This window comes from Flavobacterium profundi (assembly GCF_006491645.1).
In the GTDB taxonomy this organism is placed as follows: Bacteria; Bacteroidota; Bacteroidia; order Flavobacteriales; family Flavobacteriaceae; genus Flavobacterium; species Flavobacterium profundi.
In genome coordinates this window covers 33,526-49,047 of sequence record NZ_VDCZ01000007.1, presented here as the reverse complement: position 1 = coordinate 49,047, position 15,522 = coordinate 33,526, and the positions used below count along the sequence as shown (strand labels likewise).

General features: G+C 31.6%; 11 protein-coding genes. 5 read left to right on the top strand and 6 right to left on the bottom strand.

Features of this window, described 5'->3' with window-relative positions; translation table 11 throughout:
* Window positions 1–12 precede the first annotated feature (12 nt).
* Window positions 13–2,859 (bottom strand): M4 family metallopeptidase, encoded by a 2,847-nt coding sequence (locus FHG05_RS10230; protein WP_140997928.1) that lies wholly within the window; start codon window positions 2,857–2,859, stop codon window positions 13–15.
* Window positions 2,860–2,921: 62 nt separating this feature from the next.
* Window positions 2,922–6,350: a T9SS type A sorting domain-containing protein gene (locus FHG05_RS10225; RefSeq protein WP_140997927.1), complete on the bottom strand. Its 3,429-nt coding sequence runs from the start codon at window positions 6,348–6,350 to the stop codon at window positions 2,922–2,924.
* A 127-nt stretch (window positions 6,351–6,477) separates the two neighbouring features.
* On the opposite strand from FHG05_RS10225, the gene FHG05_RS10220 reads away from it, so the two are divergent.
* The 4 genes from FHG05_RS10220 to FHG05_RS10205 all read left to right on the top strand — a co-directional run bounded on the left by FHG05_RS10220 (window position 6,478) and on the right by FHG05_RS10205 (window position 9,705).
* Window positions 6,478–7,140, top strand: coding sequence for an SCO family protein (locus tag FHG05_RS10220; protein WP_140997926.1), 663 nt, complete (start codon window positions 6,478–6,480; stop codon window positions 7,138–7,140).
* 81 nt (window positions 7,141–7,221) lie between these two features.
* Window positions 7,222–7,458: a FeoA family protein gene (locus tag FHG05_RS10215; protein ID WP_140997925.1), complete on the top strand. Its 237-nt coding sequence runs from the start codon at window positions 7,222–7,224 to the stop codon at window positions 7,456–7,458.
* A gap of 3 nt (window positions 7,459–7,461) precedes the next feature.
* Window positions 7,462–9,570, top strand: a complete 2,109-nt coding sequence (gene feoB, locus FHG05_RS10210; protein WP_140997924.1) for a ferrous iron transport protein B — start codon at window positions 7,462–7,464, stop codon at window positions 9,568–9,570.
* A 3-nt stretch (window positions 9,571–9,573) separates the two neighbouring features.
* Window positions 9,574–9,705: a FeoB-associated Cys-rich membrane protein gene (locus FHG05_RS10205; protein ID WP_140997923.1), complete on the top strand. Its 132-nt coding sequence runs from the start codon at window positions 9,574–9,576 to the stop codon at window positions 9,703–9,705.
* Between the two features lie 2 nt (window positions 9,706–9,707).
* On the opposite strand, the gene FHG05_RS10200 is transcribed toward FHG05_RS10205, so the two are convergent.
* The 3 genes from FHG05_RS10200 to FHG05_RS10190 are packed head-to-tail and all read right to left on the bottom strand — an operon-like array spanning window position 9,708 to window position 12,645.
* Window positions 9,708–10,103, bottom strand: coding sequence for a hypothetical protein (locus FHG05_RS10200; protein WP_140997922.1), 396 nt, complete (start codon window positions 10,101–10,103; stop codon window positions 9,708–9,710).
* 9 nt (window positions 10,104–10,112) lie between these two features.
* On the bottom strand, window positions 10,113–11,987 hold the full coding sequence (locus FHG05_RS10195; protein ID WP_140997921.1) for an Nramp family divalent metal transporter: 1,875 nt from the start codon (window positions 11,985–11,987) through the stop codon (window positions 10,113–10,115).
* A gap of 10 nt (window positions 11,988–11,997) precedes the next feature.
* A complete protein-coding gene (locus FHG05_RS10190; protein WP_140997920.1) occupies window positions 11,998–12,645 on the bottom strand; it encodes a metal-dependent transcriptional regulator in 648 nt (215 codons plus the stop codon).
* Window positions 12,646–12,734: 89 nt separating this feature from the next.
* Between FHG05_RS10190 and FHG05_RS10185 the strand changes: the two genes are divergently transcribed.
* Window positions 12,735–14,984 (top strand): TonB-dependent receptor, encoded by a 2,250-nt coding sequence (locus tag FHG05_RS10185; RefSeq protein ID WP_140997919.1) that lies wholly within the window; start codon window positions 12,735–12,737, stop codon window positions 14,982–14,984.
* Here the strand turns inward: FHG05_RS10185 and FHG05_RS10180 are convergent.
* Entirely contained in the window at window positions 14,981–15,466 is a 486-nt protein-coding gene (locus FHG05_RS10180; RefSeq protein ID WP_140997918.1) for a PAS domain-containing protein, read from the bottom strand. The genes FHG05_RS10185 and FHG05_RS10180 overlap by 4 nt on opposite strands.
* Window positions 15,467–15,522 lie beyond the last annotated feature (56 nt).

Below are 15,522 nucleotides of genomic sequence, written 5' to 3'. Positions count from 1 at the left end.
AAAAAAATGTGACTATTCTTTAACAATTCTTTTAGAAACTATTCCTTCTTGTGTTTGAATAACTAAAAAATAAATCCCTTTTGAAGCTTTAGATAAATCTAAAGTTGCTTTGTTATCTATTGTTTTTATCTCCTGAATTGTTGAAATTGTCTTACCACTTACATCATAAATGGTAATTGAAACGGGTTCAACATTTCTTAAAGATAAGGTATAAATTCCTTGTGAAGGATTTGGGTAAACCATAACTACATCACTGTTAAAACTGTTCGTTGCTAAGGTTCCATTAACCACAAAATCATCAATATTAACTCCTAATTCGTTCACGGCTTGATCAGAATGAAAAACGATTCTAAAAATTATATGGGTTTCATTGTTCAGTGCATTTAATGGATATGAATAATTGGTTAGGGTTGTATTGGTTCCAGTCCATTGAGCTCCTGGACAATTAAAACAATCATTTCCATTTGTAAGTTGTGTGTGATCACTCGTATACCAATTGGTCCAATTGGCCATATCATTAAATCCTAATACTTGCCAGTTGGCTCCAAAATTTGTAGAATACTCCACATAGACAATATCCCAATTATTCTCTAAATCATATTTCATATTGAAACTAATTTCTGGATTTGAAATAGAAGATAAGTTATAACACTGAGAAATTAAATACGCTTTAGTTTCGTCAGGGTAATTACCTGAAAGATTTGTGGTATATACGGTATTTCCGTTACTGTCCATTGCATTTGTAGGACTATCGGTATGAATACCTCTAACCCACAAGGAGCTAGCTTCACCTTCGTTATAAGCAATTAATTCATCCGAACTATTACTAAAGGTATTGATAAGTCCCACTGTTCCTTCATCATTAACCATTAATAATGTTTCTTTAGTATTATTTTCTGGCCTTCCGTCATTTAAAATGGAAGTTGTTACATTCAATAAATGAGCTCCTCTGTTTAATCCATTAATAGTTATAGGATAACTAATTTCCTCACAAGGTGCTAAATTACCATTCCAAGTTTCGGTAACTAAATTAGATCCATCAATAGTGTAAGAAATTGTAGCAGTAGAGATCACATTTAAGCCTTGATTTTTAATTAATAAATCAGTTACCACTGAAGAAGAAGTACATAAAATAGTATTCGAGTTATCAATAGCTTGTAGAGCAATATCATCAGCAGCAGCAACATAAGCTTCTCCTACATTCACAGCATACCAAGCATTGGTAACAGCAATAGCTTCTGGACTATTCGCACAATATAAATGATTGGCTAACGCTATAGTTGCTGTTCTTGCCTCTTCATAAGTAGCATTAGGAGTTAAATAATCTCTTTCTGCTAAATAGGCTATTTCTGATGCCTTTTCCATCCCAATCCCAGTAACGGAATACGAATCTGGAGATGGAGCATTATTGGTTCCTGTTTCTCCAACGGTTAAGATATAAAACCAATGATTTAAAACTCCAGAATTGGTATGCACTCCTCCATTATCAGCAGTTCCAGAATACCAATACGTCCCTAAATAAGTATCTGGGTCACCATTTGAATTGGGATTCTGCATGGATCTTAAACCTGTATTGGTAAGGTCTTCTCCTATAAGCCAAACATTATTAGATATAGGGTTTGAAAGGTTTCCAGTTCGTCCATAGTGTTCAATACAGGCTCCCCAAATATCTGAAAATCCTTCATTCATTGCTCCTGATTCATTTTGGTAAACCAAATTTGCTGTATAAGTACAAACCGCATGGCCAATTTCATGACCACATACATCGATAGAGGTTAAGATATCAAAACTACTCCCGTCTCCATAACTCATTGCAAAACCATTCCATCCTGCATTATTATAGTTAGTACCAAAGTGAACATAACTTCTAATTATTCCGCCATTATCATCATAACTATTTCTACCAAAAACCTCTGACCAGAAGTCATACGTTCTTTCAGCACCCCAGTGTGCATCCAAAGCGCCATTATCTTTTGCTGCATTGTTATATTCTGCATCGGTCCAATTATTATCATTATCCGTAAAATCAATATTTTGGAAACTGTTTGAATTTTGGCAATTGAAGGTGAAAATGCCTAATCCTCTCGTTTGATCTCTTAAAATGTAATTCGAATTAGCTGCATCAAATGTGGTTTCAATGCTTCGAGTACCACTATATCGTGTTGCTGCAGTACCTAAAACAAAACTAGGTTTGGTTTCAATTTCAATTTTTGGCTGAAAGGCTTTATCAGTGTTTTTAGCAGTAACATGTTTAATAATTTGATTAGAAAACAAAAGGTTTCCAGTGTGTGCATCTACATACACCTCTTGTCGAGATATTGGTTGCGTAGTGTAAATATCATACTTATAGGCTAAATGAATCGTATTTGTCTTCTGATTTGGGAAATAAACAAGTGTTCCTTTTGGTTTGTTATAATTCATGAGATGCGCTTCGTCCTCATTTTCCCACAAATAACTAGTTGCATTTATATTGGCTAAAGCCTTATTCAATCCTTCTTCAGAATTAATACTAGGATTTAATGGAATAGCGCTTACATCATATAATTCACCATTCACATGAGTTACTTTTCCTTCAATTGAATGGGTAATAGCCGTTCCAAATTCGATTTTGATTCCTTTATAAAACTGTTGAAATTTATGATGCTTTTGTCCTTTTCTATCTGTATTTTCATAAAGAGATTGATAGCTATAATCCTCATTTAAATGGTATGCTTTAGAAAATTGATTCAAAGCTTCTTTTTCAGAAAACGATTTTGAAGCAAAAAATAAACTAGAGTGAGGGGTTTGCTTTTCTATTTTTTTTTGGGAAAAAACAAATGATATAAATAATAGTTGCAGTAGAAGAATTTGATTTTTCATTATTGAGTTTCTTTAAAACAAAGAAGTTGGTTTAATTAAACCAACTTCTTTTATTTAGAATTTTATTTTTTTATGATTCTTTTCGTAATGGAACCTACATCAGTACTTATCTTCATAAAATAAATACCATTTGAAGCGTGAGTTAAATCTAACATGATTTCGTTTGAAGATTTAAAGTTGTTTTGATTCAAAATATTCTTACCACTGATATCATATACTTCTATAGCCTCAATTTGTTGATTCTTAGTGCTGACAGTATATAATCCATTAGATGGATTTGGGTATACAGCTATAGATTCTAGTGCAAAAGTTTCAGAAGATAAAACAACCCCATTTATAACAAAATTATCAACATTTGCTCCTGGATTATTTACGGATTGATCCGAATGAAAAACAATTCTAAAAATAACATGTGTTTCAGTATTTAGTGCAGTTAATGGATAAAAATAAGACGTGTTTGTTGTATTTAAACCTGTCCATTGCGCACCAGGGCAATTTTGACAATCGTTTGCAGTACCAGAAGTTGCATTCGTTCTATTACTATTGTACCAATTTGGTCCACTAGTTCCTAAAACATTCCAATTGCCTCCAAAGTCTGTTGAATATTCTACGTAAACAATATCCCAATTTTCTTCTAAATCATATTTTAAAGAAAATCTAATTTCAGGATTTGAAACAGAACTTAAGTCGTAACATTGAGATACTAAGTATGCTTTTGTATTATCTGGGTAATTTCCAGAAGCACTTGTAGAATACACCGAATTTCCAGCACTATCCATTGTACTACCGTCGGATCTAATTACTCTAACCCATTGTGAACCTGCACTTCCTTCATTATAGGATATTAATTCATCCGAAGCATTAGTAAAGGTGTTAACTACTCCAATGGTACCAGAATCATTTATTATAAAACTTTTTTCTCCATTGTTATTATCCGGAAAAGCATCATTTGTTGTTGAAGAAGACACCGAAAGAACATGTGTTCCTCTTGCTATTGTTACTGATGGTAATGCTACAACTGTAGTTGCTGATGAAGCTAAATTACCATTCCATGTATAGGTATATGGAGTGCTATCTATAGTATAATCAAAGGTGACAGAAGTAATAGGATTTAATCCATTATTTTGGATTTCTATTTCTGGATTAACATTATTACCACAATTAATGCCTGTAACTGGGTTTTGAATTTGTACTAATTTAACATCATCATTAGGTACCTGAACAGGAATATCTGTTTGCCAAATACCTCTTCCATAGGTAGCGGCTATCAATTTAGCATCATTTATATTAATTTCTAAATCAGTTACCGATACATTTGGTAAATTGGTGTCGAAAGGTTCCCAAGAAGACATCGTATCATCTTTATAATAAACCCCTAAACTAGTCCCTACATATAAAGGATTATCTGTATTTTGACTTTGATGTACAATTACATTTTTACCAATATTTGGAATACCCGAAGTAATATCATTAAAATTTAATCCTGTATCTGTCGAAACAAAAACTCCACCTGATGCGCCTGAAGTGGTAATGTATACAATATTGGAATTACTACTATGACATTCTATAGATGTAATTGACGAAGAAGCAGAATATACAGCATTAAAATTAATTCCTCTATTTGTACTTAAAAATAAAGATGCTCCATTCGATACATACATGATATCATCATTTACAGGTGATACTTCAATATTTTCAATATTTCCAGATCCAATTGTACCTACACTTTGTTGCACCCAACTACTTCCATTCAATCGATATAATCTTTCATAACCAGAAAATAGTTCTCCAGAATTATTTGCTCGTAAAGGTGTAATCCAATTTCCACCATCATCATTTGTTCCAGTTTCTGCTGCAGGTGCACTCACGCTTCCTGTTCTGCTATTTCCTGCATTATTGGATAAATATAAGGTTCCTCCATATTGAATGAAGCCGTAATAAGCATTAGGATCATTAGAATTTACAGCAGTATCCATCCCATCAGCACCATAATAATTTTTCCATCCACCTGAACTGTACGCATGTCCTCCATTATCTTGAAGACCTCCTACCATATTAGCAGAAGATTGTTTTGAAACCGCAATTCGGTAAAATTGACTAATTTGTGCGGTTGCAGTTAAATCTGTAAAATTGGTTCCACTATTAGTTGATTTATAAACTCCTCCATCACTTCCGCAGAAGAAATTGCCATTATAAAATTTTAAAAAATGAATATCTGCATGAGTGTAAGCCGCTGCCGTAGGGGAACTCCAATTATTTAATTTAGTAAAATTTGTTCCTCCATTAGTAGATTTCCAAATATTTAAACAACCCGTATAAACTTCTTCCGCATTCGTATCTGATACTGCTAGAGCTAAATCATAATTGGCTTGGTTAGATTCTAATACATTTGTAGTATTATTTCTTAAAGTAAAAGCATCACCACTATTCACAGATCTATATACGCCTTGAAAACCATTATTTGCAGGTTCATTAAAAGAATGACTCAAAATATAAACATAATTTGGATTTGCAGGAGTTACATCAAGTCTTAAACGACTAGATGAAGCAGGTAAACCACTTGTAACTTGAGTGAATGTACTTCCTGTATTTGTAGACTTATAAAATGAAGTATTTGTAACAGCATACACTACACTTGGATCATTCGGCTTGAAACGTACAGATCCTTTTGCAAAATTTCCAAGTCTTACAATATTCCAAGTGGTTCCTCCGTCTGTTGTTTTATACAATGCATTACTTGCTGCACAAAATAAAATTGAATTGTCTGTAGGATGCATGATAATATCACCCGCAGTTCTATTTGTAGTTGTAAAAGTTAAACCAGTCGTATTCCATGTAGTACCGCCGTCTGTTGATTTTAAAACACCTACTGAATATGAATCACCATTATCATTATCCCCAGTGGCAATATAAATTACGTTAGAATTTGTATGATCTACCACGATTCCTGAAACACCAATTTGAGGTAAATAATCCGATAATGGCGTCCAATTTACTCCTGCATCCGTAGATTTCCATATACCACCAGCTGGAGCCCCAATATAAAGTGTATTGGCATTATTTGGATCTTGATAAACAACATTTACTCTCCCTTGTCCTGAGGACCAAGAACCAGTATTAGTATGAGTTAAAGGGCCTACGGGTTGCCAATTACTTACTGGCAAAGAAAATCTTGAATTTACAGTACTGTTCTTTTTTGCGTTATTTTTTTCCTGCCAAGCTTCATAAAATTGAGTTGGAGAAATAATATATCCTTGCTCATTAACAAGGTTCTTCCAATAGTTTTCCCATCTCTTAAAAGGTTTGTGACCAGAACCTTTCACATTTTTATCTCTAGTTGTCCAATATTCATTAAACAATGCAACTTCTTCTTCTAGAGTTAACTTTTCTTTTTTGGCTAAAGCATTATCTACTTTCCATGGTGCGGAAGGGCTATATTGAGTAAAACCCATTGTGGTAAATAACAATAAAAACAAGTAATTGTTTCTCATAATATTAACTATTAAATTCAAAATTTCGCAAATATAATTAGTTTTGTTTAAAAAATTTTGTTTTTTTTCAATATTAACAACTGTATTTGCCTAATTTTCAGTTGAAACATATAATTTTGTATGTATTATGAATATACGTAGAAATAAATATTTTGGCTTTATAACCCTATTTTCAATTCTTTGTATTGTTATATTTGTAGGAATATATACTCTTTTAAAACCTCAAAAAAGACTGAAAATTTTCACTCCTAGAGATGTCAATCCAGAATTAGTAGATTCAACAATTCAGCATATTGGATACAATCATCAAATTCCTGATTTTGCTTTTACAAATCAAAATGGAAAGACAATTACTCAAGATGATTATAAAGATAAAATTTATGTAGCCGATTTTTTCTTTACTACTTGTCCGTCAATTTGTCCAATTATGACAGATAACATGGTTTGGTTACAAGACAAAATTAAAAACAACCCTAAAGTAATGCTTCTTTCACATTCTGTTACACCGGATATTGATAGCGTACCAATATTAAAAGCTTATGCTAAAGAAAAAGGTGTCATTGATGGGAAATGGAATTTAGTAACGGGTACTAAAAAAGACATTTATTATATTGCTAGAAAATCATATTTAGTGGTTAAAACAGGTAGACCAGAAGAATTATACGATATGGTTCACACTGAAAACTTTGTTTTAATAGATCAAAAAAGAAGGATTCGTGGCTTTTATGATGGAACGAATTTAGAAGAAGTTAAAAAACTCTATGAAGACATCCTTTTCCTTTGCGAATAATAATCTTTAAATTTTATACAAAATTGTCTTTCCATTTCTAATTATTAGCTACCTTTGTATTTTAATTCAATCTAAATAAGTTTGGAAAAAAATTTGTCAGATTTAAAAAAGGGAGAAAGAGCATACATTAGTGAAATAAATGTAGATGAAATTCCTTTAAAGTTATTAGAAATGGGTTGTTTACCTGGCAATTTTATTGAGTTAATTCAAATTGCACCTTTGGGTGATCCTTTTTATTTTAATATCAATGATTCTCATGTTGCCATTCGAAAAGAAACGGCAAAACAAATCATTGTAACATTAGAAATTACGATTTAATTCATGTCTAAATCTACTATAAAAGTTGCTTTAATTGGAAATCCTAATGTGGGAAAAACATCTGTATTTAACCAATTAACGGGCTTAAATCAACAGGTAGGAAATTATCCAGGAATTACTGTTGAAAAAAAACAAGGAATTAGTAAGCTTTCGGAATCGGTTAAAGCTAAAATAATTGATTTACCTGGTACGTATAGTTTAAATGCGAGTTCAATAGATGAAAATGTTGTAATTGAACTACTTTTAAATAAAAATGATGAAGATTTTCCTGATGTTGCGGTAGTCGTAAGTGAAGTGGAAAATATCAAACGAAATTTACTTCTTTTTACCCAAATAAAAGATTTAGAAATTCCTACGATTTTAGTCATTAATATGGCAGATCGTATGTCGTTAAAAGGAATTGAATTTGATATTCCGGTTTTAGAACGTGAACTAAAAACAAAAATTGCTCTAGTGAGTTCTAGAAAAAAAACGGGTATTTCTGATTTAAAAGAATTGATTTTAAATTATGAATCTTTATCAACAGAACCTTGTTTACATGCCTCTGTAATTGATCCTGACTACTTTAACAATTTAAGAAGAGCCTTTCCCAATCAACTTTTGTATAAATTATGGTTAGTAATTACGCAAGACGTTAATTTTCTAAATTTAGAAAGAAACGAAATTAAAAGTTCGTTTACTAAATCACATTCCGATTTAAAAAGATTACAACAAAAAGAAACCATTAAAAGGTATCAATTTATAAACGACACCTTAAAAATTGGTCAAAAAATAGACATCACAAAAGCTTCTGATTTAAGAGCTAAATTGGATCGTATTCTTACACATAAAGTGTTTGGTTATCTTATTTTCTTTAGCATTTTGTTATTGATTTTTCAATCTATTTTTGATTGGAGTACGATTCCAATGGAATTTATAGATGAGACCTTTACTTCTTTAAGTGCTTATACTAAAAATCATTTGCCTTCTGGAGAATTTACTAATTTGTTGAGCGAAGGAATTATTCCTGGAATAAGCGGTATTGTTATTTTTATTCCACAAATTGCTTTCTTATTCCTATTTATTTCCGTTTTAGAAGAAAGTGGTTACATGAGTCGTGTTGTCTTTTTAATGGATAAAATTATGAGACGTTTTGGGCTTTCGGGTAAAAGTATTGTTCCTTTAATATCTGGAACAGCTTGTGCAATTCCTGCCATTATGGGAGCAAGAAATATAGAGAATTGGAAAGAAAGACTCATTACTATTTTAGTGACTCCTTTTACAACTTGTTCTGCTCGATTACCAGTATATGCTATTTTAATTTCTTTAATTATTCCTGAAGAAAGAGTATTTGGTTTTTTAAGTTTACAAGGCTTAACACTTATGTTGCTTTATTTAATTGGATTTGGGATGGCTGTACTTTCTGCTACTATCTTAAATTATTTTTTAAAATTAAATTGCAAATCCTATTTTGTTATTGAGATGCCATCTTACAAAGTTCCAATGTTCAAAAATGTAGCTTTAAATGTAATTGAGAAGACGAAAGCTTTTGTAACTGGAGCAGGGAAAATCATTTTAGCATTATCAATTATTTTATGGTTTCTAGGTTCGCATGGCCCTTCAAAAAAATTTGATAATGCGGAAGCAATTGTTGCAACAGAATTAAAACAAAACAATACTTCTATAGATACAGAGATTCTTGAAAATAAAATCAATAGCTATAAATTAGAACATTCTTATATTGGTATATTAGGCAAAACCATTGAACCTGTTATTCAGCCTCTAGGTTATGATTGGAAAATTGGAATTGCTGTAGTAAGTTCTTTTGCAGCAAGAGAAGTTTTCGTTGGTACTTTGGCAACTATTTACAATGTAGGAAATCATAGTGACGAAGAAGTAACCATAAAAAACAGAATGGCAGCTGAAGTACATCCTGAAACTGGAAAAAAAGTTTTTAATTTTGCTTCCGGCATTTCCCTATTGCTTTTTTATGCTTTTGCTATGCAATGCATGTCGACCATTGCTATCGTAAAAAAAGAGACCAATTCTTGGAAATGGCCTCTGTTACAATTTATTTTTATGAGTGGTTTCGCTTATGTTACCGCTTTAGTGGCTTATCAAATTTTAAAATAAGGTATGGATTTTCAACAACTTTTAGTTTACATAACACTTACTATTGCCATTGGATTTTTAATTCGAAAATTTGTTTGGAAAAAAAAGAAACCCAAAAGTTCTAAATCTTGTGGTGATGATTGTTCGTGTCATTAATCCTATTTAATGACTAACTTATACTCATTTTCTTTTATTTCTTGATCTTTTACCCTATTTGGTAAAACTCCAATAAAAGTGATTTTCTTTTTACTGTATTGATTTGCCCAAGCTACATTTTTGTCTGTAGTTTGCGAATTCACGATGAGCTCTTTCTCTTCTACTAATTCATTTTCTTTGTATACAGAAACCAGCATTTCAACTTGTCCTTCCCATACACAATTTAATCCTTCCGGACAACGAGAATCAGCAATAACCTTTTTCAATTTAAATTGGTATTCTTCTTGATTTTGGTCCAATCGTTCTTCATTCCTATTACTCGAAGTATCCTTAGTTTCATTTTCTTTTGAAGCACATTGTGCTACTAAAAGCGTTAAAAAAAATAAAATAGTTTTCATGTGTTTTGTTTATTTGTTTTTTATAATGAATAAAGGTACTGAAATTTTATGACGTAATTTATCTACTGTTGTACCAAACAACAAGTCTTTAATTCCAGAATGTCCGTGCGTGCCCATTACTAAAATATCAAAACTATTTTCATTTACAATTTTAGGCAATACTTTTCCAGGCCTTCCAAAACCTAATTGCGTTTCAATTTGATACCCTTTATCTACTAATAAAGTTTTATATTCTAACAATAATTTTTCGTCTATTGTGGTTTCATGATCATCTGTATTTCTACCATACATCATGGCACCAACCGTTTCCACTACATGAATTAAGGTATATTTTGCCTCTAATCCTCCTAATTCAAAAGCACTGTTAATGGCTAATTCATCGGCTTTGGAAAAATCAACTGCTATGGCAATGTTTTTTGCAGAATACGTATTTAATGCTCTTAATTTTAATTTTAAATTATGGGGCGAATGATTATGAATGTTATGTTTTGCTTTAACGAAAAAAGGCTTGAAAACGATATACAATAGTAAAAATAGAAATCCGATTGCCAAAGGAACAACTGTCGTCCAAATTAAGGTAGGATGATTGGTAATTTGCAACCAATTTTTAATCTCATCAAAAACTAATTTTCCGTTTAGCGTTACGATAATCGAAGCAATCAACCAAGCAGCAACTTGTGTGGTTTTGGAAATATGAAATCCTTTCATTTTAGACGTATCACTCACAAAATGGATTAATGGAATGATGGCAAAACCTAATTGTAAACTCAAAATTACCTGGCTTAGAATTAATAGTTTCCCTGTAATATCTTCACCAAAATATAAAATAGTTACTACAGCTGGCACTATCGCTAACAATCTAGTAATAATTCTTCTTACCCAAGGCTGAATTCGCAGACTTAAATATCCTTCCATAATAATTTGACCGGCCAACGTTCCTGTAATTGTAGAACTCTGTCCAGCCGCAATTAAAGCCACTGCGAATAATATAGGCGCCCATTTAGTTCCTAGTAAAGGCTCTAAAAGTTGATGTGCATCTTGAATTTCAGCCACTTCAAATAATCCATTTTTATAAAAAGTAGCTGCCGCTAAAATAAGAATTGCAGCATTGACAAAAAAGGCCAAATTTAATGCAATCGTACTATCAATTAAATTATACTTTAAAGCTTGCTTAATCCCTTTTTTACTTCTATCAAATTTTCTGGTTTGAACCAAAGAAGAATGCAAATATAAATTATGAGGCATAACGGTTGCACCAATAATTCCTATTGCAATGTATAACGCATTTTCGTTGGGTAAGGTAGGAATTAATCCTGTGACTACTTTTCCTAATTCTGGTTGTGCAAAAAACATTTCAAAAACAAATGAAAAACCAACTATTGCTACTAAAGCAATAATAAAAGCTTCCATTTTTCGTATGCCTTTATTAATTAAAAAAAGCAATAAGAAAGTATCTAAAACGGTAATGAGAACTCCATCGAGTAACGAAATATTAAATAATAAATTTAAACCAATGGCCATTCCCAAAACTTCAGCCAAATCACAGGCAGCGATTGCTATTTCAGCTAAAAAATAGAGAATATAGTTGACAAATGGAGAATAGGTTTCTCTTGAAGCTTGTGCTAAATCACGTTGGGTTACAATTCCTAACCTAGCACTTAAACTTTGTAATAATAAAGCCATCACATTACTCATTAGTAACACCCAAATTAAGGCATATCCAAACTGGCTTCCTCCCGCTAAATCAGTTGCCCAATTACCAGGATCCATGTAACCCACACTAATTAAATAAGCAGGACCAAAAAAGGCAAGAATTCTCCTAAAAGTAGATGCTTTTCCTTGTGTTGCAACAGATTCATTAACTTCTTCTAACGATTTACCCATATTTTATTTATTATTGCACATATAAATTAACAGCTATTTTATTGGAAAGAATTACTTCCTTCGCATCTACCTCAACCTTGATTAATTCATCAAAAGTTTCTTTTTCTAAAATTTTAATTTCCGAACCTAAAGTAATCTTTTGTTTGTCTAAATATTGCAAAAAATCGGCCGAAGAATCTTTGACACCTACACATTTACAAACTACTCCTGTTGGCATTTCTGAAAGTAATTGTTTTTCTTGTTTTTTTATTTCACCTTTTTCATTTGGTATAGGATCACCATGTGGATCAAAGGCAGGAAAATCTAAATAAGCGTCTAAACTATTAATCAATTTTTCGGATTTTATATGTTCTAATTCTTCCGCAATTTCATGCACTTCATCCCAAGTAAATTGTAATTTTTCAACTAAAAAAACTTCCCATAAACGATGTCTTCTTACAATTTTTTTGGCTTGTAACAAACCATTATTCGTTAAAGATACACCTTGGTATTTTTTATAGGTTACCACATCTTTCTCTGCTAATTTCTTGAGCATATCTGTTACGGAAGAAGCCTTAGTATCTAACATTCCAGCTATTGCATTTGTATTAACACCTTTTGGAGAAACCAATGATAAATGATAAATCACTTTTAAATAATTTTCTTCAGAAATCGTCATTATAAAATAAAATTTAATCAAATATAACAATTATATTCTGTTATTGTAAAAAATATTTTTAGTTTTGTCTAAATTTAATTTTTATTATTTTGAAAAAAATAGTTCTTTTCTTTTTAACTTTAAATACTGTTGTTTTTGCACAAACCACTATTAAGGGCAAAATAACCGATAAAAAAGACCCTTTAGCATTCGCTTCTGTTTCTATACCGGAACTTAGTAAGGGTGTAAATGCGAATGAAAATGGAATGTATGTTTTGGAAAACATACCTAATGGCAGTTTTACCATTCATTTTTCGTTCATTGGTTATAAAACAAAAAAGAAAATAGTGGTTATAGATAATAATATTTCGATTATTTTAGATGTTGCCCTCGAAGAAAACCAAAGCTTAGATGAAGTTGTTGTTACAGGAACACTCAAAGCCGTTTCAAGATTGGAAACACCTGTTCCTGTAGAAGTATACACCGCTACTTTTTTGAAAAAAAATCCAACACCTAATATTTTTGAAGCCTTACAAAATGTAAATGGTGTAAGACCTCAACTGAACTGCAACATTTGCAATACGGGTGATATTCATACCAACGGATTAGAAGGTCCTTACACTATGGTAACGATTGATGGAATGCCTATAGTAAGTGGTCTTTCAACGGTGTATGGTTTGTCTGGAATTCCTAATTCTTTAATTGAAAGAATCGAAATTGTAAAAGGGCCTGCTTCTTCATTATATGGAAGCGAAGCAGTAGGTGGTCTTATCAATATTATTACTAAGAGTCCCGCTACTGCTCCTTTACTCTATGCTGACTTTTTTAGTACAACTTGGTTAGAAAACAATCTTGATTTAGGTGCAAAATACAACTTAGGCAAAAAAATGCATGCGTTATTAGGATTAAATTATTTCAATTACAATAACCCTATAGATAATAATCAGGATAATTTTACGGATGTTACCCTACAAGAACGAATTTCGGTTTTTAACAAATTGAGCTGGGATAGAAAAAGCGAAAAAGAATTTTCAATTGCGGGTCGTTTCTTTTATGAAGATCGATGGGGTGGCGAAATGCAATGGAACAAAAGTTACAGAGGTGGCGATGAAGTGTATGGAGAAAGTATTTATACGAAACGATATGAATTGCTAGGTAAATATGAACTGCCCATTGTAGAAAACGTTACAAGCTCCTTATCTTATACGAATCACCATCAAAATTCCGTGTATGGAACAACCCTATTTGAAGCAAAACAAGAAATCGCTTATGGTCAGCTTACTTGGGATAAAAAAAGTACAAATCATGATTTTTTGATAGGAATGGCCTATCGATATCAATTGTATAATGATAACACCACAGCAACTAAAGCACCAGAGAAAAATAAAATTAGTAGTGTTTTTGTTCAAGACGAAATAAAACTATCCAAAAGCAATCACATCCTTCTTGGATCCAGATTGGATTATCATTCGATTCATGGTTACATCTTTACACCAAGAATAGCCTATCGATGGAAACCTACTAAAAATGATATTTTTAGAATAAATGCAGGAACTGGTTTTAGAGTGGTTAATTTATTTACAGAAGAACATGCCGCTTTAACTGGTTCAAGAGACGTTATTATTAAAGAAAATCTGAATCCAGAAAAATCCTACAACATCAATTTTAATTACTTAAAAAAAGGACAAATTGGAGAAAACATTCAATCAATAGTAGAATTTTCTAGTTGGTATACTCATTTTAAAAACCAAATCATTCCAGATTATGATACTAATGCCAACCAAATTATTTATGAAAATTTAAAGGGATATTCGAAAACCTTTGGTATCACTGGAAATGTAGAATTTCTTTTCCCATTTGGTTTAAAAACAATGACAGGGTTTACCTTATTAAATTCTAAAAATAAAAGAGATGCTATAGTATCAACTCCTATTTTAACTGAGAAATTTAGTGCTACTTGGGGTATTTCTTACACTCTCTCTAAGTGGAATGCAACGCTCGACTACACTGGAAATATTTATGGCCCGATGCGATTATCTCTTTTAGGAGATTTAGATCCAAGAAGCGAATATTCTTCTTTTTGGAGCATTCAAAACATTCAATTTACCTACAAAAATATAAAGAATTTCGAATGGTATCTAGGAGCTAAAAACCTATTAAATTGGACACCTAATAAAAAAAATCCGTTTTTAATTGCACGAGCTAATGATCCATTTGATAAAGAAGTAGTTTTTGATGCAAATGGTAATCCTATGGCAACAGCAAACAATCCTTACGCATTAACTTTTGATCCAAGTTATGTGTACGCACCGAATCAAGGAATTCGTTTGTTTTTAGGAATGCGATATTCTTTAAACTAAGCTGCTTTTTCAAAAGCAATATAGTTTAAAAAAGTACCATCAGTATTAAATTTTGGATACGCTTCAATTTCACAAAAATAGGTCTCTCCATTTTTCTTGTAATTTAAAACAATCGCTTTAAAGGGTTCACGATTACCAATTGCTTTACTTATTTTTCTTGTGGTTTCTAATGAAGTTTCGCTTCCTTGAAACATTTTTGGAGAGTTTCCTATAAGTTCTTTATAATGATACCCATTCATCTGCATTACATTACTAGATGCAAATACAATTTTAAATTCGCAATCGGTTACTAAAATACTAAGATTTTTGTCTTTTTTAACTTTTGCGAAATCAACTTTTTGTGACCAATATTTTTGAATTTCATTGAACTCTTTTTGTTCAGCTCTTGGTAATTGATAAAATTCCCATGAAGTTATAGGAATTGGTAAAAGAGACAAACTTTCTTGGTATTTAGCCCAAGCTTTATCATATTCTTTAAACATAACATATCACTTTAACTATTCAAAAATAATGCATTTCTGAATTAAAAGGCTATTTA

Bases quoted from the DNA above. Each gene is read 5' to 3' on its own strand.
- FHG05_RS10195 (WP_140997921.1), bottom strand. From the start codon at position 11,987: ATGGGTAAATCGTTAGAAGAAGTTAATGAATCTGTTGCAACACAAGGA.
- FHG05_RS10230 (WP_140997928.1), bottom strand. From the start codon at position 2,859: ATGAAAAATCAAATTCTTCTACTGCAACTATTATTTATATCATTTGTT.
- FHG05_RS10200 (WP_140997922.1), bottom strand. From the start codon at position 10,103: ATGAAAACTATTTTATTTTTTTTAACGCTTTTAGTAGCACAATGTGCT.
- FHG05_RS10205 (WP_140997923.1), top strand. From the start codon at position 9,574: ATGGATTTTCAACAACTTTTAGTTTACATAACACTTACTATTGCCATT.
- FHG05_RS10190 (WP_140997920.1), bottom strand. From the start codon at position 12,645: ATGACGATTTCTGAAGAAAATTATTTAAAAGTGATTTATCATTTATCA.
- FHG05_RS10225 (WP_140997927.1), bottom strand. From the start codon at position 6,350: ATGAGAAACAATTACTTGTTTTTATTGTTATTTACCACAATGGGTTTT.
- FHG05_RS10180 (WP_140997918.1), bottom strand. From the start codon at position 15,466: ATGTTTAAAGAATATGATAAAGCTTGGGCTAAATACCAAGAAAGTTTG.
- FHG05_RS10220 (WP_140997926.1), top strand. From the start codon at position 6,478: ATGAATATACGTAGAAATAAATATTTTGGCTTTATAACCCTATTTTCA.
- feoB (WP_140997924.1), top strand. From the start codon at position 7,462: ATGTCTAAATCTACTATAAAAGTTGCTTTAATTGGAAATCCTAATGTG.